The sequence below is a fragment of the Streptomyces sp. NPDC005811 genome, from assembly GCF_040630405.1.
Lineage (GTDB): Bacteria > Actinomycetota > Actinomycetes > Streptomycetales > Streptomycetaceae > Streptomyces.
Genome location: NZ_JBEXXK010000013.1, coordinates 168,537 through 187,780 on the forward strand (window position 1 = coordinate 168,537; position 19,244 = coordinate 187,780).

The 19,244-nt window shown below is 71.7% G+C and carries 19 protein-coding genes; 12 read left to right on the top strand and 7 right to left on the bottom strand.

Going from position 1 to position 19,244, the window contains the following annotated elements; all coding sequences use genetic code 11:
• Window positions 1-155 precede the first annotated feature (155 nt).
• From ABZ490_RS16420 to ABZ490_RS16430, 3 genes are all read left to right on the top strand, one after another.
• A complete protein-coding gene (locus ABZ490_RS16420) occupies window positions 156-641 on the top strand; it encodes a TrkA C-terminal domain-containing protein (RefSeq protein WP_358989824.1) in 486 nt (161 codons plus the stop codon).
• Between the two features lie 4 nt (window positions 642-645).
• Complete coding sequence (locus tag ABZ490_RS16425; protein WP_358989826.1) at window positions 646-1,872, top strand: cation:proton antiporter; 1,227 nt, start codon at window positions 646-648, stop codon at window positions 1,870-1,872.
• A 253-nt stretch (window positions 1,873-2,125) separates the two neighbouring features.
• A complete protein-coding gene (locus tag ABZ490_RS16430) occupies window positions 2,126-3,523 on the top strand; it encodes a hypothetical protein (protein WP_358989828.1) in 1,398 nt (465 codons plus the stop codon).
• Here ABZ490_RS16430 and ABZ490_RS16435 read toward each other — a convergent pair.
• Entirely contained in the window at window positions 3,520-3,939 is a 420-nt protein-coding gene (locus ABZ490_RS16435) for a MazG nucleotide pyrophosphohydrolase domain-containing protein (RefSeq protein ID WP_358989829.1), read from the bottom strand. The genes ABZ490_RS16430 and ABZ490_RS16435 overlap by 4 nt on opposite strands.
• Window positions 3,940-4,041: 102 nt before the next feature.
• Between ABZ490_RS16435 and ABZ490_RS16440 the strand changes: the two genes are divergently transcribed.
• Complete coding sequence (locus tag ABZ490_RS16440; protein ID WP_358989830.1) at window positions 4,042-5,040, top strand: TAXI family TRAP transporter solute-binding subunit; 999 nt, start codon at window positions 4,042-4,044, stop codon at window positions 5,038-5,040.
• Between the two features lie 7 nt (window positions 5,041-5,047).
• On the opposite strand, the gene ABZ490_RS16445 is transcribed toward ABZ490_RS16440, so the two are convergent.
• Both ABZ490_RS16445 and ABZ490_RS16450 read right to left on the bottom strand, forming a co-directional pair.
• Window positions 5,048-6,460 carry a HAMP domain-containing sensor histidine kinase gene (locus tag ABZ490_RS16445; protein WP_358989832.1) on the bottom strand — a complete coding sequence of 471 codons (1,413 nt, stop codon included), beginning with the start codon at window positions 6,458-6,460 and terminating at the stop codon, window positions 5,048-5,050.
• A 9-nt stretch (window positions 6,461-6,469) separates the two neighbouring features.
• On the bottom strand, window positions 6,470-7,156 hold the full coding sequence (locus tag ABZ490_RS16450; protein WP_358989833.1) for a response regulator transcription factor: 687 nt from the start codon (window positions 7,154-7,156) through the stop codon (window positions 6,470-6,472).
• Between the two features lie 287 nt (window positions 7,157-7,443).
• Here ABZ490_RS16450 and ABZ490_RS16455 point away from each other — a divergent pair, with 287 nt between their 5' ends.
• The 8 genes from ABZ490_RS16455 to ABZ490_RS16490 all read left to right on the top strand — a co-directional run bounded on the left by ABZ490_RS16455 (window position 7,444) and on the right by ABZ490_RS16490 (window position 13,827).
• A complete protein-coding gene (locus tag ABZ490_RS16455) occupies window positions 7,444-8,223 on the top strand; it encodes an amino acid ABC transporter ATP-binding protein (RefSeq protein ID WP_358989835.1) in 780 nt (259 codons plus the stop codon).
• 57 nt (window positions 8,224-8,280) lie between these two features.
• Window positions 8,281-9,138, top strand: a complete 858-nt coding sequence (locus ABZ490_RS16460) for a glutamate ABC transporter substrate-binding protein (protein WP_358989837.1) — start codon at window positions 8,281-8,283, stop codon at window positions 9,136-9,138.
• Window positions 9,139-9,243: 105 nt separating this feature from the next.
• Window positions 9,244-9,909 (top strand): amino acid ABC transporter permease, encoded by a 666-nt coding sequence (locus tag ABZ490_RS16465; RefSeq protein WP_358989839.1) that lies wholly within the window; start codon window positions 9,244-9,246, stop codon window positions 9,907-9,909.
• A complete protein-coding gene (locus tag ABZ490_RS16470) occupies window positions 9,906-10,814 on the top strand; it encodes an amino acid ABC transporter permease (RefSeq protein ID WP_358989841.1) in 909 nt (302 codons plus the stop codon). The genes ABZ490_RS16465 and ABZ490_RS16470 overlap by 4 nt, the downstream gene beginning before the upstream one ends.
• A 177-nt stretch (window positions 10,815-10,991) precedes the next feature.
• Window positions 10,992-12,602: an FAD-dependent monooxygenase gene (locus ABZ490_RS16475; RefSeq protein WP_358989912.1), complete on the top strand. Its 1,611-nt coding sequence runs from the start codon at window positions 10,992-10,994 to the stop codon at window positions 12,600-12,602.
• A gap of 113 nt (window positions 12,603-12,715) precedes the next feature.
• On the top strand, window positions 12,716-12,787 hold the full coding sequence (locus tag ABZ490_RS16480) for a putative leader peptide (protein WP_309544753.1): 72 nt from the start codon (window positions 12,716-12,718) through the stop codon (window positions 12,785-12,787).
• Between the two features lie 114 nt (window positions 12,788-12,901).
• Entirely contained in the window at window positions 12,902-13,435 is a 534-nt protein-coding gene (locus tag ABZ490_RS16485; protein ID WP_358989915.1) for a cysteine dioxygenase, read from the top strand.
• Window positions 13,432-13,827, top strand: a complete 396-nt coding sequence (locus ABZ490_RS16490; protein WP_358989843.1) for a rhodanese-like domain-containing protein — start codon at window positions 13,432-13,434, stop codon at window positions 13,825-13,827. The genes ABZ490_RS16485 and ABZ490_RS16490 overlap by 4 nt, the downstream gene beginning before the upstream one ends.
• 90 nt (window positions 13,828-13,917) lie before the next feature.
• Here the strand turns inward: ABZ490_RS16490 and ABZ490_RS16495 are convergent, their stop codons facing one another.
• From ABZ490_RS16495 to recA, 4 genes are all read right to left on the bottom strand, one after another.
• Window positions 13,918-16,452, bottom strand: a complete 2,535-nt coding sequence (locus ABZ490_RS16495) for an FtsX-like permease family protein (RefSeq protein WP_358989845.1) — start codon at window positions 16,450-16,452, stop codon at window positions 13,918-13,920.
• Window positions 16,449-17,087, bottom strand: a complete 639-nt coding sequence (locus ABZ490_RS16500; RefSeq protein ID WP_358989846.1) for a helix-turn-helix domain-containing protein — start codon at window positions 17,085-17,087, stop codon at window positions 16,449-16,451. Before ABZ490_RS16500 ends, ABZ490_RS16495 begins: the two co-directional genes overlap by 4 nt.
• 84 nt (window positions 17,088-17,171) lie before the next feature.
• Window positions 17,172-17,972 (bottom strand): recombination regulator RecX, encoded by an 801-nt coding sequence (recX, locus tag ABZ490_RS16505; RefSeq protein ID WP_358989848.1) that lies wholly within the window; start codon window positions 17,970-17,972, stop codon window positions 17,172-17,174.
• Between the two features lie 3 nt (window positions 17,973-17,975).
• Window positions 17,976-19,106 carry a recombinase RecA gene (gene recA / locus ABZ490_RS16510; protein ID WP_358989850.1) on the bottom strand — a complete coding sequence of 377 codons (1,131 nt, stop codon included), beginning with the start codon at window positions 19,104-19,106 and terminating at the stop codon, window positions 17,976-17,978.
• Window positions 19,107-19,244 lie beyond the last annotated feature (138 nt).

Sequence of the window (19,244 nt, forward strand, 5' to 3'; positions counted from 1 at the left end):
ACCCACGGCACAGCCCTGACCAGCCTCTCCGGGCTCCACCACCCCTGTCCATCCGTGACAACACCCATGTCGCCACGGTACGGCCGGATGGCAGCATGACCCGGACCGGCGATCGGCCCGTGGCCATCCGTGACCGACCAGCAAGGGGAAGAAACGTGTCTGCTCCACGCCTCCGCACGACACCGCTGCCAGGCATCGGCGTCCAGTACGACCTGGTGACACGAGAGCAGCGCCATCTGTCCGTGGTGGCCCACCGTGACGGCTCCCGCACCGTCGGCGTGTACCGGGCCGACGACCCGGACTCCTGCGCCCAGTCGCTGCGCCTGACCGGCGCGGAGGCCGCTTCGCTGATCGATGCGCTGATGCCGTCCCACCACAGCCCGAGCCTGCTGTACACCAGCGACCTGGGCCTGGTCGCCGAGCGCATCGAGATCGCGGGGGCCTCCCGCTGGAACGGCCGGCTGCTCGGCGACACCCGGATGCGCACCGAGACGGGCGCGTCGATCGTGGCGGTGCTGCGGCGCGCCGAGGCCATCCCGTCCCCGGCGCCGGACTTCCGGCTGGCGGGCGGCGACACGCTCATCGTGATCGGCACCCGCGAGGGCGTGGACGCGGCCGCGGCGATCCTCGGGCGGGAGTGATCGAGTGCACTCCGCAGTTCTGCTGATCGAGTTCGGTTCCATCATCCTGGCGCTCGGGCTGCTCGGCCGGTTCGCCGCCCGTTTCTCGTTCTCGCCGATACCGCTGTACCTGCTGGCCGGGCTGGCCTTCGGCGAGGGCGGGCTGCTGCCGCTGGGCGCGAGCGAGGAGTTCGTCGCCACCGGCGCCGAGATCGGCGTCATCCTGCTGCTGCTGATGCTGGGCCTCGAGTACACGGCGAGCGATCTGGTCTCCAACCTGAAGTCGCACTACCCGTCGGGTCTGGTCGACTGCGCCCTCAACGCGCTGCCGGGCGCGGCCATGGCGCTGCTGCTGGGCTGGGGCCCGGTGGCGGCGGTGGTGCTCGCGGGCGTCACCTGGATCTCGTCGTCCGGGGTGATCGCGAAGGTGCTGAACGACCTGGGCCGGGTCGGCAACCGCGAGACGCCGGTCATCCTCAGCGTGCTGGTCCTCGAAGACCTGGCGATGGCGGTCTATCTGCCCATCGTCACGGCGCTGGTGGCCGGGGTGGGACTGGCTGCGGGCAGCCTCACCCTGGCCGTCGCGCTGGGCGTCGCGGGGCTCGTGCTGTTCGCGGCGGTGCGCTACGGCCGGGTCATCTCCCGGTTCGTCTCCAGCGACGACCCCGAGAAGCTGCTGCTCGTGGTGCTGGGCCTGACGATCCTGGTCGCCGGTGTGGCACAGCAGTTGCAGGTGTCGGCGGCGGTGGGCGCGTTCCTCGTGGGCATCGCGCTGTCCGGGGAGGCGGCGGAGGGCGCGCACACGCTGCTGAGCCCGCTGCGGGACCTGTTCGCGGCGATCTTCTTCGTCTTCTTCGGGCTGCACACCGACCCGGCGAGCATCCCGCCGGTCATCCTGCCCGCGCTGGCGCTGGCCGTCGTCACCGCAGCGACGAAGATCGCCACCGGCTACTGGGCGGCCCGGCGTGCGGGCATCTCGGTCAAGGGCCGCTGGCGGACGGGTGGCGCGCTGGTCGCCCGCGGCGAGTTCTCGATCGTCATCGCGGGTCTCGCGGTCACCGCCGGGATCGAGCCGTCCCTCGGCCCGCTGGCGACGGCGTACGTGCTGCTGCTGGTGGTCCTCGGCCCGCTCACCGCGCGCTACACGGAACCGCTCGCCCGCTGGTGGACGAACCGCCGGACGCCCCGTGCGGACCTGCCGGAACAGCGGACCGAATCCGTGGCGCGGCCGCAGACGCCGGTGGGCGACTGAGGCACGGCACCGAGGCACTGCGCCGAGGCGGGGCCGCGTTCTTCCCGAGCGCGGTCCCTGCCACATTCCGTGGCACACGTCACATCCCGCGGTGACCGAATCCCGGACCGGCGGCGGGAGGGTCATGGCAAGCTCATGGCTTGTTACCGGCAAGTAGGCACCGGGTGTTCCACCGTGCCCGGCCGGTCCCCCCTCTCACCCCCCATCCCCAGGACTGACCTTGCGCAGACGCCTGAGGCACACCCGTGCCCTCATGCCCACCTTAGCCGCATCCGCCCTCCTCCTCGCCGCGGGCTGCTCCTCCGCCCCGCCCCAGGCCGCCTCGCCCTCCGCGACGGCCGTCCGGGCGTCCGACGCCCCCGACTCCGCCGCCGGCCGCTCGCTGGCGGTGGCGGCCGCTCCGGCCGGTACGGCGACCGCCTCGGCCCGTCCGGCCAGGTCCGACGGCAAGGCCCACCGGACCGAGCTCAGTGTCGCCTCGTACGACAGCAGGACCCGACGGGCCGTCATCTCCTCGAACGACGGTCCCGTCCGGGCGAGTTCCCCGCCCTCGCCCGGTTCCTCCCCCTCGGACCCCGCCTCCCCGAGCGCCTCGGCGGCCCCGCGAGAGCGCACCGCCGTCGGCGACGTGATCGCCAGCGCTCCCGCCCCCGGCGCCCCGCAGGGGCTCCTCGCCAAGGTCACGAAGGTGATCGGCGAGACCGGTCGGGGCACGGAGGTGCAGACCGAACCGGCCCGGCTCAACGCCCTGCTCGGGGACGACACCGCCAAGGGCAGCGTGCCCGTCGACCCGGCCTCCTTCGACGTCGACAAGCTGCTGCCCGACGTCGACGTCTCCTGGTCGGGAGCGGGTGACGTCCATGTCGGGCCGGAGGGCGCGACGGTCCCGCTCGGCAGCCTGCGGCTCGACGTCCGCGCCGAACTGCCCACGGGGGCGCGGGGATCCGCCTCCGCGGACGCCTCCGTCGAGGGCTTCGTCCAGGTCGCCCCGCAGGTGGACTTCCGGTACGGCGGCGAGGGCACCGACACCGCACCCGCCTCGGCGTATCTGGGCGTGTCCGGGGACTGGACCTCGGGCTGGTCCCTCAAGGGCCGGGCCGGCGCCTCCGCCACCCCCACCCGGATCCCCTTCGCCACCCTGCACGCCGACCCCGTCCTCCAGGTCGGTCCCGTCCCCGTCGTGGTCAACCTCGATCTGACCTGTTACGTCGAGATCAGCGGCGACGGAAAGATCACCGTGGACGTGGAACAGAACCTCCAGGGCGACTTCAAGGCCGGCGGGACCTTCGGGCTCGACCGGGGCTGGACGCCGGTCAGCTCCTCCGCCATGACCAGCACCCCCGTCCGCACCTCCGTCACCACCGCGGGAGGCGTCAAGGCGGCCCTGGGCGCCGAGGCCGGCGTCGGCCTCTACGGCAGTGTCGGCGTCGTCGCCGACCTCGCGCCGTACGTCCGCGGCGAGGGCACCGCCACGGTCACCGGCACCGACGAGGTGTTCGACGCCGACGGCACCTGGGCGCTCTACGGCGGGGTCGACCTCACCGGCACCCTCCGGCTCCAGCTGACCATCTTCGGCACACCGGTGTTCGGCAAGGACATCCCCCTGGGCGCACTCCACCGGGAGTGGAAGCTGGCGGGCAGCTCCCCCTAGACGCCGGTCGGCGCGCCGCCGGGTATCCAGCCCTGGCGGCGCAGCACCGCCGAGACGTCCGGGGCCTCGTAGTGCTGCCCCTTGAGTACCTTGCCGTCGGCCCGGCGGGCGACCTGCCCGTCGGGCCCGAGCTTGGTCATGTTCGAGCGGTGGATCTCGGCGATCACCGCGTCGAGGTCGATCCCGTGCACCAGAGCGGTGCCGTACGCGACGTAGACGACGTCGGCCAGTTCATGCGCCAGCCGGTCCAGCGGGCCGCTCACCGACACCTCGGCGACCTCCGCCGCCTCCTCGGCGAGCAGCTCACCGCGGTGCGCGGCGAGGCCCGGCGGCACCTCCGTGGGCGTGCTGCGCGCGTCGAGCCCGAAAGCGCGGTGGAAGTCACGGACCAGGTCCGCGGGCGAGGAAGTGCTCATGCCCCCGACTGTAACGAGCCCCACTGACAGCGGCCGCGGAACGCCCGTCCCTGTGAGCCCCGCCCTGGCCAGCCCCACGCACCGGCTGGCAGGATCGGGCGTATGTCCAAGGTTTTCTCCCGTATCGGCGGACGGCAGGCCCGGCAGGGGGCGGCGGTCGGCGTCGTCGTGCTCGGGCTGCTGCTGTGGTGGCTGCTGCCCCTGGGCGAGGATCCGCCGACCGGGACGATCACCTTCAGCACGGGCACGTCCCGTGGCGTCTACCAGTCGTACGGCACCCAGTTGCGCGACGCGCTCGCCAAGGACATGCCGGGTCTGACCGTGATCCTGAAGTCCAGCAACGGCTCGCAGGACAACGTCGAGCGGGTGGCGACGGGCGGGGCCGACTTCACCATCGCGGCGGCCGACGCCGTACAGCTGTACGAGTCGCGGCACCCGGGGTCGGCGGCCCGGCTGCGCGGGGTGGCCCGGCTCTACGACGACTACGTCCAACTGGTGGTGCCGCGTGACTCCGACGTCCGTTCCGTCGCCGATCTGAAGGGCAGGACGGTGGCCACGGGCCTGTCCGGCTCGGGTGTGCGTCTGATCGCCAACCGGGTGCTCCAGGCGGCGGGCCTGGACCCGGACAAGGACGTCAAGGCCGTGGACAAGGGCATCAACAACGGCCCGCAGGCCCTGAAGCAGAAGGAGATCGACGCGTTCTTCTGGTCCGGCGGCATTCCCACGGGCGGTCTGACGGACCTGGCGAAGACCTTCGCCTTCCGGTTCGTGCCGATCGACGCCGCCCTCGTCGCCAAGATGCACGGCCAGGACAGCTCCACGAGCTACTACCGGGCGACGAACATGTCCGAGTCGGTGTACCGGAGCGTCCAGAACGGCGAGACGGTCCCGACGATCGCCGTGTCCAACGTGCTGATCACCCGTACGGACATGGATCCGCGGCTCACCGAGTGGATGACCCGGATCGTCATCAAGAGCCGGGACGACATCGGTTCACGCGTCCACTCCGCGCAGTTGGTCGACCTGCGCACCGCGATCGACACCAACCCGCTCCCCCTGCACGAAGGCGCACGGCGCTACTACCGCTCGGTCAAGCCGTAGGCCGCGGTCAAGCCGTGGGCCGCGCCCTCGGCACCGACACCGTCACCTTCAGCCCGGTCGGCTCGTGACGGTCGTACGAGAGCGAGCCGCCGCCCGCCGCGAGCAGGGTGCGGGTGATGGACAGACCGAGGCCCGAGCCCTTGATGTTCTGGTGGCGTCCGCTGCGCCAGAAGCGGTCGCCCACGCGGGTGAGCTCCTCGTCGGTGAGGCCGGGGCCGTGGTCGGTGACGACGACGGTGGAGGTCTCGCCGTCGGCCGCGACCCGCACCTCGACGCGCTCGCCCCCCGGGGTGAACTTCACCGCGTTGTCGATCACCGCGTCCAGCGCGCTGGACAGGGTGACGGGGTCGGCCCAGGCCGTGGTCGCCGGGCAGTCGCCGACCAGCCGGACCCCCTTGGCCTCGGCCGTGGGCGCCCAGGCCGCGACCCGTTCGGCGGTCAGCGCGCCGATGTCGGTGACCCGGAGATCGGCCTCGGTGTGCTCGGCCAGGGCGAGGTCGAGCAGGTCGTCCAGGACCTGGGCCAGGCGTTTGCCCTCGCTCTGGACGGAGGCGATCTCCTCGTTGCCCTCCGGGAGTTCGTAGGCGAGCAGTTCGATCCGCAGCAGCAGCGCCGCGAGCGGATTGCGCAACTGGTGCGAGGCGTCGGCGACGAAGGCGCGCTGCTGCTCCAGCACGTCCTCGACGTTGTCGGCCATCTCGTTGAACGACCGGGCCAGCCGCCTGAGTTCCGGCGGTCCGCTGGCCACCGCCACCCGGGACTTCAGCCGGCCGCTGGCGATCGAGTGCGTGGTGATGTCCAGCACCCGCACAGGCTTGAGGACCCATCCGGTCAGCCGGAGCGCGGCGCCGATGGCCAGCAGCATCGCGGCCACCTCGCCCGCGCCGATGATCAGCCAGCCGTGCAGGATCCGCGACCGCATCGGCCCGGTGGGCGAGTCGGTGACGACGACCGCGACCACGTCACCGTCCCGGATGACCGGCGACGCCACGACGAGGCTGCTGCGCTGCCAGGGCCACACCTGCTGGGGGTCATGGCTGCGGCGGCTGAGCAGGGCCTCCGAGTAGGCCTCCTTCACCTCGCCCATGGAGGGGATGGAGAACCCCTCGGGCGCGCGGGCCAACGGGGCACCGGTGGTGGAGAAGACGGCGGCACGGATGTCGTAGACCTCGTAGTAGCTGTCGAGTTCGCGCGCGAGCGTCAGCAGCCGCTCGTCCATCGACGCGGACGCGCTCGCGTCCGTGCCCGACGGCACGGTGACGTTCTGGGCGAGCGCGGCGAAGCGCGCGGTGTCGTCGATCCGGTCGACGACCACCCGCTGCTGCTGCGCCCCGGCCACGCTGGCGGCCAGCGGCACGCCGAGGGCGAGCAGGACGGCCGCCAGCAGGACGATGAGCAGTGGCAGCAGACGTGTGCGCAACGGTCCCCGCTACCCGGCCGGGGCGACGAGCCGGTACCCGACGCCGCGTACGGTCTCGATCAGGGCGGGCATGCGCAGCTTGGCGCGCAGGGAGGCGACGTGCACCTCCAGGGTGCGCCCGGTCCCCTCCCAGCTGGTGCGCCACACCTCGCTGATGATCTGTTCCCGGCGGAAGACGACACCGGGCCGCTGGGCGAGCAGCGCGAGCAGGTCGAACTCCTTCCGGGTGAGCTGGACGACCGTGCCGTCCACGGTGACACGCCGGGTGGGCAGCTCGATCTGCACGGGTCCGAGCCGCAGCGCGTCCTCGGCGGCCGTGCCCGCCTCCTCGTGGACGGTGCGCCGGCTGACGGCGTGGATCCGGGCGAGCAACTCCCCGGTGTCGTACGGCTTCACCACGTAGTCGTCGGCGCCCAGGTTGAGGCCGTGGATGCGGGAGCGCACGTCGGAACGGGCCGTCACCATGATCACCGGGGTGGCGGTGCGCTTGCGGATCTTGCCGCAGACCTCGTAGCCGTCCTGGTCGGGCAGGCCGAGGTCGAGCAGGACGACTCCGAAGCCGGGGCCTTCGGGAACGAGCGCCTGGAGCGCCTCCTCGCCGTTGCGGGCGTGCGTGACGTCGAAACCGTGCCGCTTGAGGACCGCGGACAGTGCGGCGGCGACATGGTTGTCGTCCTCGACGAGGAGCAGTCTCATCCCGGCCCCCTCCGATTCATCGGCCGTTTGGTCTGTTTGTGTACAAAACGCGGGCACCCGCGCGTGCGCACCATGCAGTCACGCTGATGGACGAGGACGCCGTCAAGTGGGTTCCGGTTGCAGGGGACTTCCGTTACCCGCCCGATACGCACGCAGGTCGCAAGTGCTACGACACGTGTCCGATTGCTATCGGATCGTGATGCTCAGATTCCCCTCAGATGTAATGACGCTGGTCGCGGCCGGTTACTACTGTCCTCCGAAACCGAGGTGGACGGAGCCTGAGAGCGATGACCGAAGTATCGGTGACCAAGCAAGACGCGGTCCCGCCCGGCGGCGATCTCGTCGTCCTGAAGAGCGTCAACAAGCACTTCGGCGCCTTGCACGTGCTCCAGGACATCGATCTGACGATCACCCGTGGTGAGGTCGTCGTGGTCATCGGGCCCTCCGGGTCCGGGAAGTCGACCCTGTGCCGCACCATCAACCGTCTCGAGACGATCGACGACGGCACGATCACGATCGACGGGAAGCCGCTGCCCCAGGAGGGCAAGGCGCTGGCGCGGCTGCGGGCCGACGTCGGCATGGTGTTCCAGTCGTTCAACCTGTTCGCGCACAAGACCGTGCTCGAGAACGTGATGCTCGGCCAGATCAAGGTGCGCAAGACCGACAAGAAGCAGGCCGAGGACAAGGCCCGCGCCCTGCTGGACCGCGTCGGAGTGGGTACCCAGGCGGACAAGTACCCGGCCCAGCTCTCGGGCGGTCAGCAGCAGCGTGTCGCCATCGCCCGGGCGCTGGCCATGGACCCCAAGGTGATGCTCTTCGACGAGCCGACCTCGGCCCTCGACCCGGAGATGATCAACGAGGTCCTGGAGGTCATGCAGCAGCTCGCCCGGGAGGGCATGACCATGATCGTCGTCACCCATGAGATGGGCTTCGCACGATCGGCCGCGAACCGTGTGGTCTTCATGGCCGACGGCCGCATCGTCGAGGAAGCCGCACCCGAGCAGTTCTTCAGCAACCCGCGCAGTGACCGTGCCAAGGACTTCCTGTCGAAGATCCTGCACCACTGAACCGTCGGACCCGCACCGCCCTCAGCCCTTCATTCATTACTCCCCAAGGAAGTAGCCATGAAGATTCGCAAGGTCACCGCCGCCTCGGCCGTCGTGCTCGCCCTCGCGCTGTCCGCCACCGCGTGCGGCAGCGACAAGAAGGACGACACGGGCAGCAGCTCCAGCGGGGGCGGCGGCGGCACGATCAAGATCGGCATCAAGTACGACCAGCCCGGCCTGGGCCTGAAGAAGCCCGACGGCTCCTTCGCCGGCTTCGACGTGGATGTCGCCACCTACGTCGCCAAGCAGCTCGGCTACGACGCGGACAAGATCGAGTTCGTGGAGACCAAGAGCGCCGACCGCGAGAACGCCCTCGCGCGCGGAGACGTCAAGTTCATCGCCGCGACCTACTCGATCACCGACGAGCGCAAGCAGAAGGTCGACTTCGCGGGGCCGTACCTGCTGGCCCACCAGGACCTGCTGATCAAGACCGACTCGACCATCGCCAAGGGCACGGACCTCAACGGCAAGAAGCTGTGTTCCGTGACCGGATCGACCTCCGCGCAGAACGTGCAGAAGTCGATCGCCCCGAAGGCGGACCTGAAGGAGTACCCCACCTACTCCGAGTGCGTCTCCGCGCTCCAGAACGGCGCCGTGGACGCGGTCACCACCGACGACTCGATCCTCGCCGGCTTCGCCTCCCAGGACCAGTACAAGGGCAAGTTCAAGCTGGCGGGCCTGAAGCTCAGCAACGAGAACTACGGCATCGGCGTCAAGAAGGGCGACACCGCGACCGTCGACAAGATCAACAAGGCGCTGGAGAAGATGGTCAGCGACGGTTCCTGGGACAAGGCGGTCTCCGCCAACTTCGGCCCGGCGAACTACAAGAACGAGCCGGCCCCGAAGATCGGCGTGATCGTCCCGAACGCCTCCTAGTCACCGCCCAGCGGGAATTCTGCGGTGCGCCGCCGTCCGTCGCGATCACGGCGGCGGCGCGCCCCGCCCTCCTCATACGCCACCCACCCGGAAGCGCGGGAGATCGTGTTCGACTTTCTTGAAGGTTACGACGTCCTCGGGGCGTTCTGGATGACGGTGAAACTCACCGCCCTCTCCGGCGTGGGGTCCCTGGTCTGGGGCACCCTGCTGGCCGCGATGAGGGTCAGCCCGGTCCCGCTGATGCGCGGCTTCGGCACCGCCTACGTCAACATCGTCCGGAACATCCCCCTGACGGTCATCATCCTCTTCTGTTCGGCCGGCCTCGCCGACGTTTTCCACGTGACCCTGGGGGCCGACGACTTCAAGGCCCAGGGTTTCCGTCTGGCCGTCCTCGGCCTGGTCGCCTACACCGCGGCCTTCGTCTGCGAGGCGCTGCGCTCCGGCATCAACACGGTGCCGGTCGGCCAGGCGGAGGCCGCCCGGGCCATCGGGCTCAGCTTCACCCAGACCCTGCGGCTCATCGTCCTGCCGCAGGCCTTCCGTGCCGTCATCGGCCCGCTGGCGAACGTCCTGATCGCCCTGACCAAGAACACCACGGTGGCGGCCGCCATCGGCGTCGCCGAGGCCGCCTACCTGATGAAGACGATGATCGAGAACGAGGCGCAGACGCTGCTCATCGGCGCGGTCTTCGCGTTCGGGTTCGTGGTACTGACCCTGCCGACCGGCCTGATCCTCGGCTGGCTGGGCAAGCGACTGGCGGTGAAGCGATGAGTTCGGTCCTGTACGACACCCCCGGGTCCCGCGCCAAGCGGCGCAACCTCCTGCTCTCGGTGGTCTTCTCCGCCCTCGTCCTCCTGCTCCTGTGGTGGGTGTGGGCGAAGATGGACGAGAAGGACCTCCTGACGTCCGCCCAGTGGAAGCCGTTCACCGAGTCCGAGGCCTGGACGACGTATCTGCTTCCCGGTCTCGTCAACACGCTGAAGGCCGCGGCGCTGGCCGTGGTGATAGCCCTTCCGCTGGGCGCGGTCTTCGGCATCGCCCGGCTGTCCGACCACCGGTGGGTGCGGGGCGTGGCCGGCACGGTGGTGGAGTTCTTCCGCGCCATCCCGGTACTGCTGCTCATGCTGTTCGCCAATGAGTTCTACGCCCGCTCCACCAATGTCACCAGCGAGGACCGGCCGCTCTACGCCGTCGTCACGGGCCTGGTCCTCTACAACGCGGCGGTGCTCGCCGAGGTCGTACGGGCCGGCATCCTGGCCCTGCCGAAGGGCCAGACGGAGGCGGCGTACGCCATCGGTCTGCGCAAGGGGCAGACGATGGGCAGCATCCTGCTGCCGCAGGCGGTCACCGTGATGCTCCCGGCGATCGTCAGCCAGTTGGTGGTCATCGTGAAGGACACCGCACTCGGCGGTGTGATGATCGGATTCACCGAGCTGCTCAACTCTCGGGGCACGCTCGCCGCCAACTACGCAAACGTGATCCCGAGCTTCATCGTGGTCGCGGTCATGTTCATCGTCCTCAACTTCATACTCACCAGCTTCGCGAGCTGGCTGGAGCGACGACTGCGGCGCAGCAAGCGCAGCACCGGCGCGGTGCTCGGCGCGGAGAAGGTGGACGACCTCAACGCGGCCGAGGTCGGCGGCACCTTCGGCACCGGTGCCGGAGGCAGCATCTGACGCCCACTCACGTCGATCGATGTGTCCGGAAGGCAGTGGCCCGAGCGCCACTGCCTTTCGTCGCTTGACGCAAACAACGACAATGGGTTGCATACGTTCTGTGATCGTGCACCCTGCTCCAACCTGTTGTTCACTCTCGTCCCCGAGGACACCGTCGAAGGCAGGGAGCGCCACGCCGTGGACCCGGTGATCATCGTCGGAGCGGGGCCGGTCGGCCTCACGCTCGCCCTGGCCCTGGCCCGCCAGGAGGTGCCCTCGGTCGTGCTCGACGAGGGTCCCGGCAAGGACGAACCGCGGCTCGCGCGCACCGTCGTGCTGCGCGAGGACACCGCCGCCCTCGTGGAGCGGCTCACCGGGGTGCCCCTGGACAAGGCGGGGACGCGCTGGTCGGGATGGCGTTCGATGCGGCGCCGGCAGGTGACGAACGAGGTCGTGTTCGGCGAGGGCGACCAGGGCGAACCCGGCCCGCTGCACATCGCCCAGCACGTGCTGACGGGCGCCCTGCGCACCGCCCTCGCGCGCGAGCCGCTGGCCAGGATCACCGTGGACAGCCGACTGGACTCGGTCGAGCAAGAACCTTCCGGTGTCACCGCCCACACCCGCGGCGCCGCGGGCACCTGGTGGCGCGGCAGCTATCTGATCGGCTGCGACGGCCCCCGCTCCACGGTCCGCAAACTCCTCGACATCCGCTTCCCCGGTCGTACGGCGGTGGAGCGACACGCCGTGGCCGCCCTGCGCGTGGACCTTCTGTGGGACGGCGAGGCGTTGCTCCACCGGACACCGCCGTGGCGTTCGTCCGGTCCCTCCGCCGGGGAGATCACCGGACGCCCGCTGCCGGACGGCGTCTGGCGCCTGGACTGGCTGCTCCCGCCCGGGAAGGACCTGGTCACCCCCGAGCTGCTGGTGGCCCGCGTCCGCGAGACCCTGGCCGGCTGGAACGAGGGCCCGACACCGGAGTACGAGCTGCTCGACACCGGCGTGCACACCGTCCACCACCGGCTCGCCCGCCGCTGGCGCGTGGGCCGGATCCTGCTCGCCGGGGACGCCGCGCACCTGCTGGGCGCCCTCGGCACCCAGGGGCTCGACGAAGGACTGCGGGACGCCGACAACCTCGCCTGGAAGCTGGGCCTGGCCTGGCACCACGGCCCGCACGAGGCACTGCTCGACAGCTACCAGAGCGAGCGCCGCGCGGTGGTCGCGGCCCGGCTGCGCGCGGCCGACCAGGTGCTTCCGCTGCTGCGCGGGAGCGGCGGCATAAGGTCGTACGTCCCCGGCGCGGCCCGTGGCCACGACGTCCTGCTCTCCGACGGCCACCTGGGGCGCGGCCAGCTCGGCGCACCGGGCGGCTACGCCGGCTCGCCGCTCGCGCCGCAGCATCTGGAGGCGGAGGTGCCGGTGGACACGCCCCTCGGCTCGGCGGTCGAGGACGTACGGGTGACCGCCGAGGACGGCTCCTTCGTCCAGCTGCGGGACCGGCTCGGCCGGGGCAGGCTGCTCGTCCTGCTGATCGCGCCCGGGACGGGGGTGTGGGAGCGCCGCCACTGGGTGGGCGCCGGGCTGATGCCCCGGCTGGCCGGCGCGGTGACGGCCCTGCCGGCCCCGGCCGAGCTGCTCGTGGCCGAGAGCTACCCGGGCGCCGCCGCCCACACCGTGCTGCTGGTACGGCCCGACGGTCACCTGGTCACCGCGCTGAACGGGGTGCACCCGGCCGACCTGTACGCGGCGGCCGAGGCGGCGGTGGGCGGAAAGGCGACGGAGGAGGCGACGGCGGGGTCGGCGGCGCAATAGACGGTCGACCGGACGGTCGACCGAACTCACTGTCACTGTGCTGTCCGCATGGTGACAGTGAGTTGACCGGCCTCCACCGGCGTGGTGTACTCCGGATCGTGACCGACACCGATGTGCGCCTGTGGCGGAGGGTCCATATGGACCTCGTCCGCTATGCGGGCTGCGTGTGTCGCCCCTCCTGCTGAACTCGCCTCCCCTTCTTTCCCCGGCGTGCGCCGCCGAGGCGCCTGTGCGCCCACGCGCCGTCGCACGCTCCAGCGAACGTTCCCAGGACGGTGTCCGTGTCTGTCTCCCCCGTCGTGTCCCCCGGTGCGGCCTCCGGTGCGGCCCCCGCACAGGCCGCGCCCACCCAGGCGGACCTCCTCGACTTCGTCCGGCGCACGGCCGCCGACACCGAGCTGGTCGCCTCCCTCCCGCTCGACCCCGAGGGCCGCACCTGGGTGCGCCTGGAGGGGCCCGGTGGCAGTGAGGCATGGCTGATCGGCTGGCCGCCCGGCACCGGCACCGGCTGGCACGACCACGCCGACTCGGTGGGCGCCTTCGTCACCGCCCGGGGCGAGCTCAAGGAGTACTCGCTCGCCGCGCGGCTGCCCACCGACGGCTGGAAGACCCTGGAGCTGACCGAGGGCGTGGACCGGGAACGCGCCCTGCCCGCCGGCCGGGGCCGCTCCTTCGGCCGCCATCACGTCCACGAGGTGCTCAACGAGTCCGGCGAGGAGCACGCCGTCTCGGTCCACGCCTACTACCCGCCGCTGCCGCGCATCCGCCGGTTCAGCCGCACGGGGCAGGTGCTCCGCCTGGAGCAGGTCGAGCGCCCGGAGGACTGGCAGTGAGCGCCGACGGCCCGCTCGGCATAGACGAGTTGCTCGACCGGGTGCGTGCGGGGTACGCGCGCGTGGAGGCCCACGAGGCGTACGAGGCCGCCCGCGCGGGTGAGGCGCTGCTCGTCGACATCCGGTACGCGGCCCTGCGCGAGCGGGACGGTCTGATCCCCGGGGCCGTGGTGGTCGAGCGCAATGAACTGGAGTGGCGGCTCGACCCGCAGGGCAGTCACCGCCTCCCCGAGGCCACGGACCACGCCCTCCGGGTCGTCGTGATCTGCAACGAGGGGTACGCGTCGAGCCTGGCGGCCGCCTCCCTGCACCAGCTCGGGCTGTACCGGGCCACCGACCTGATCGGCGGCTTCCAGGCCTGGAAGGCGGCCGGACTGCCGGTGACGCCGTAGCCCCGGCGCGCGGGCCGGTCCCCCGCCGGGTCCCTCGGCCGCCCCCCCCCCCCCCCCCGTCCGCCGCTCTCCGGCAGCTGCCCCGCGATGTCACTCCTTGGCCGTGGCCACCGTCACCGCACGGAACCGCAGGGCCACCCGGCCGGGCAGGGCGGTCGCCACGAGGGCGAGCAGGGCGGCCACGCCGACCACGACCGCGTACACGAGCGGTGTGACCACCGGTGCCGCGCGACCGGTCATCCCGAGGCTGAACGCGGTGAGGACCGCCAGGGCGATGGCGCTGCCCAGGGTCGTGGCCAGCAGGAGCACCGACAGGGCCTCGGTGCGCAGCATGCGCAGCACCTGACGGCGGGTCGCCCCCGCGAGGCGCAGCAGCGCGAACTCCCGGACGCGTTCGGAGACCGACATCGCCAGGGTGTTGACCACGGCGATCGCCGTGAAGGCGAGGACGAGCCCCATCGCGAGCAGATTGACCTCCGCGTTCGCCTGCTGCCGCTCGGCCTGGAGCGAGTCGGCGACGGCCGGGGACATCACCGTGAGTCCCGGGAACTTACGGAGTGTAGTCGCGAGTTGTGTCTGTGTGCGGTCCGTGCTGACGAGGAGGGAGGAGGCGAGCGGGTTGTCGACGTGGCGGGCGAGGAGGTCGTGCGCGAAAGTGAGGTCTCCGAAACCGAGGCCTCTGGCGTAGACGGCGGCGACGGTGAGGGTGGCGGGCGTGCCGTCGCCGAGCGTGAGTCCCAGGGTGCTCCCGGGTGTCAGGCGGAGCTGGTCCGCGGCCAGTTCGCTGACGGCGACGGTGTTCTCGGTGAGCCCGGAGAGGGAACCGGCGGTGACGTCGGGATCCCAGGTGCGGGCGAGTCCGGCCGGGGTGACGCCCTGTGCCGCGTACTTGTCGAGGCCGACCCTGACAGTGGTCCGGACGACCTCGGTGACGGCGTCGCCTCCCGTCCGGAGCCGCCGTGCCGCCTCGGCCGGGACGCCGGGTCCCCGGGAGGCGACGACCCAGTCGGCGCGGACACCCTCGCGGGCCTGGGCACGCGCCGCGTCGCCGAGGGTGGGCTGGACGAACAGCACGGTGCAGGTCATGCCGACGAGCAGGGTGAGAGGGGTGACGACGGAGGCCATCCGGGCGGCGTTGCCGCGGAGGTTGGCGGTGGCGAGCCTGCCGCCGTGGCCGGTCAGCCGCAGCGGGCCGGACAGCAGCAGCGCGGCCGCTTTGACCAGGAGCGGCCCGAGCAGGGCGACGGAGGTGGACAGGACGACGACGGCGAGGAAGGTGACGGGTGTCGACGCGGGTTCGGTCCGCAGGGCGGTGAGTACCGCGACGAGCACGGCGCCGCCGGCGAGCAGCAGCAGACCGGCGAGGAGCCGGCCCCAGGCCGGTCGGGTGCGTTCGGTCCGGGCCTCGGCGAGCGCCTCGGCGGGGCGGATCCGGGCCACCCGGCGGGAGGCGATACGGGCGGCGGCCCAGGCCCCGAACAGGGTGGCGGCGACGGCGGCGAACGGCGGGAGGACACCGGAGGTGTGCTGGAGCGTGGCGGGCACGGCGCCGAGGGCGACGAACCTGTCGTACAGCCGGTCGCCCAGCACCAGTCCGAGACCTGCCCCGACCGTGCCGGCGGCCGCTCCGACGATCAGGGCCTCGCGGCCGAGGAGCCTGCGGATCTGTCCGGAGGTGGCGGCGACGGCCCGCAGCAGGGCGAGTTCGCGGTGGCGCTGCTGGACGGAGAGCGCGAAGGTCCCGACGACCACGAGGACCGCGACCAGCAGGGAGGTGCCACCCATCGCGCCGCCCATGCTGACGAGCCTGGTGCGGGCCGCGGCGGCGTCCAGGAACTCGACGGGGCCGCGGGCGTCACCGGTGCCGACCTGTGCTCCGGTGCCGTGCAGCGCCGCGACCACGGCCTGCCGCAGCCGCTCCGGGTCGGTGCCCGTCCTCGGCAGCACCCCGAACGCGGTGACCTGGCCGGGGTGCGCGGCGAGGCGCCGGGCCTCCTCGGCGGAGAAGAAGAGGGAGGTCTGGTGGCGTACGGCCGTGGCGGGTGCCGCGATCCCGGTGACGCGGTAGGTGCGCGGGGCCTGTGTCGACTGGACGGTGAGGCGGTCGCCGGGTGCGAGGTGGGCGCGCCGGGCGAGGTCGCGGTCGACGACGACGTCGGTCGGCTGCGTGGGGGCGGCGCCCGCGGTGAGGCGGTACGGCGTCAGTGCGGCGGAGTCCCAGGCGTGCCCGTAGCCGGGCCTGGCCGCGTCCCCGGTGCCCGTCGGCGTCAGGGGGTCGGCGAGGAAGGTGAGTTCGGGGACCACCCGGGCGGCACCGGGCAGGGCGGCGAGGGTCTTCCCGAGGCCGGCGGGGAGCCAGGCGCGCTCGGCGACCGGTTTGGCCTTGTGTTTGACCTTGGTCTTGCCGTGCTTGTGGGTGACGGTGGTCCGGTGGACGTTCTGGTCGGCGGAGACCACGATCGGCGTGGCCGCGTACCGCTCGGTGCGGATGGTGCCGCGCAGTCCTGTCTCCAGCAGGGTGCCGCACGCGGTGATCAGGGCGGCCGCGCACATGAGGGCGAGGAAGGCGCCGAGGAAGCCGGCCTTGCGGGCACGGACGGTCTTCAGGGCGTAGCGCAGCATCATGAGGGACCGCTCTCTCTTCTGTTGTGTGCCTGGTTGTGGTGGTCGGGCGCGGGGTGGGCGAACAGGCGGGTGAGGACGGTCCGCGCGCCGGGCGGGGTCTCGGCCTCGGGGCGCTTGTAGCGGTTGAGGAGGGCGATGTACTCCTCGAAGAACTCCCGGAGTTCGGGCAGTGTCAGCCGGATCGTGCCGCGCGAGTAGGGGAAGGCGTCGGCCCAGGGGTCGGCGTCGGCCGCGTCCCGCTGGAGCCGCTCGAAGAGGTCGAGGTCGGCGGCGTAGGCATGGTGGTTCAGCTCGTCCATGACGTGGCGCAGCTCGGGGCTCTGGCGGCTGCGCGGCGGGAAGCGACGATCGCCGGGGACCGCCCGCCACCAGCGCTCCCGGTGCGCGGACGGTGCCGCGCCGCGCGCCTCGGGCGGCTCCCCGCCGGTCTCCTCGACGAAGCCGTATCGGGCCAGTTCGCGCAGGTGATAGCTGGTGGATCCGGTGTTCAGGCCGAGGGCCCGGGCGAGGGTCGCCGAGGTGGCGGGGCCGTGCAGCGTCAGATGTTCGAGCATGCGCTGGCGGCGCGGCTGGGCGAGTGCCTTGAGCGCGGCGAGTTCACCGATCTCGACGGGCGGGGGAAGCGCTGGGGGCATGCGTACACAGTCGTCTGTGCACAGCTGTCCGTGCATTGGGGCGGTCCGGTGTCCTCGGCGGGGGGTTGTCCCCACCCCACCGGGTCAGCCCCCGTCCTCCATGAGGAACTCGGTGTCCTCCCCCTCTTCCTCCAGCGCCTGCCGCACCACCCGCAGGGCCATGCCCTCGGAGTAGCCCTTGCGGGCGAGCATGCCCGCGAGGCGGCGGATCCGGCGGTCGCGGTCGAGGCCCCGGGTCGAGCGGAGCTTGCGGGCGACGAGGTCGCGCGCGGTCTCCTCCTCCCGCTCGGAGTCGAGCCGGCCGACGGCCTCGTCGATCAGCGTCGGGTCGACCCCCTTGGTCCGCAGCTCCCGCGCGAGCGCGCGCCGGGCCAGTCCCCGGCCGTGGTGCCGGGACTCCACCCAGGCGTCCGCGAACGCGCTGTCGTCGATCAGCCCGACCTCCTCGAACCGCGAGAGCACCTCCTCGGCGACATCGTCCGGGATCTCCCGCTTGCGCAGGGCGTCGGCGAGTTGCCGGCGCGTACGCGGGGTCCCGGTGAGCAGGCGCAGACAGATCGCCCGCGCCCGCTCAGCCGGGTCCCCCGCAGACTCTTCCCGCTCGACCCTCGACGAGGGAGAAGAGCCTCCGTCCTCGGCGGACGGTTCCCCGAAGCCGCGGCGACGACGACCGCGCCCGCCGCGCGGGCCGCCCTCGCCACCGCCGCGTCCGGCCGCGCGGCCACCACGGCGCGGGCCGTCACCCCGCGCGCCGTCGTCGCCGTACGGCAGGTCACCCGGCCGGTCGTCGTCGCCCCGTGCGGGACCGCCGTGGTCCCCGCCCCCCGGCTCCCAGGGGGTGCCGGGGTGGGCGTCGTACTCGGCCCAGTCCGTTCGTCGTGTCACGGATCAGCTCTTGACGGTCGCGGCCTTGGTCTTGGCGGCGGTCTTGGCAGCGGATGCCGGCACCGTCTTGGCGTCGTCCGCGGGCGCGCCCGGGGTGGCCGCGGCGTCCGTGCCCGGCTCGACGGCGGGCTCCTCGGGACGGACCCCGACGCCCAGCTTCTCCTTGATCTTCCGCTCGATCTCGTTGGCGAGGTCGGGGTTGTCCTTCAGGAAGTTGCGGGCGTTCTCCTTGCCCTGGCCGAGCTGGTCGCCCTCGTACGTGTACCAGGCGCCGGCCTTGCGGACGAAGCCGTGCTCCACGCCCATGTCGATCAGACCGCCTTCGCGGCTGATGCCCTGGCCGTAGAGGATGTCGAACTCGGCCTGCTTGAAGGGCGGCGCGACCTTGTTCTTGACGACCTTGACGCGGGTGCGGTTGCCGACCGCGTCCGTGCCGTCCTTCAGGGTCTCGATGCGACGGATGTCGAGTCGCACCGAGGCGTAGAACTTCAGCGCGCGGCCACCGGTCGTGGTCTCCGGGGAGCCGAACATCACGCCGATCTTCTCGCGGAGCTGGTTGATGAAGATCGCGGTGGTCTTGGACTGGTTGAGCGCGCTGGTGATCTTCCGCAGCGCCTGGCTCATCAGCCGGGCCTGGAGGCCGACGTGGCTGTCGCCCATCTCGCCCTCGATCTCCGCGCGCGGGACGAGCGCGGCGACGGAGTCGATGACGATGAGGTCGAGGGCGCCGGAGCGGACCAGCATGTCCACGATCTCCAGGGCCTGCTCGCCGTTGTCGGGCTGGGAGAGGATCAGGTTGTCGATGTCGACGCCGAGCTTCTTCGCGTACTCGGGGTCGAGGGCGTGCTCCGCGTCCACGAAGGCGACCTGGCCGCCGGCCTTCTGGGCGTTGGCCACCGCGTGCAGGGTCAGGGTCGTCTTACCGGACGACTCCGGACCGTAGACCTCGACGACACGGCCGCGCGGGAGGCCCCCGACGCCGAGCGCCACGTCGAGTGCGGTCGACCCGGTCGGGATGACCTCGATGGGCTCCCTCGACCGCTCGCCCATGCGCATGACCGCGCCCTTGCCGAATTGCCGTTCAATCTGTGCGAGTGCGGCATCCAGGGCCTTCTCGCGGTCGGTTCCTGCCATGGGTTCCACCCGGTTTGCTTGAGTCGATCGCTTCACGTCAAAGACGCTAACGCCTGCCACTGACAATGCGCCCCGACGCCGGTCCAGCCTGTGGATAACTCAGGGACTTCCCCGTCCAAATCGGGATGTAACCCCCGT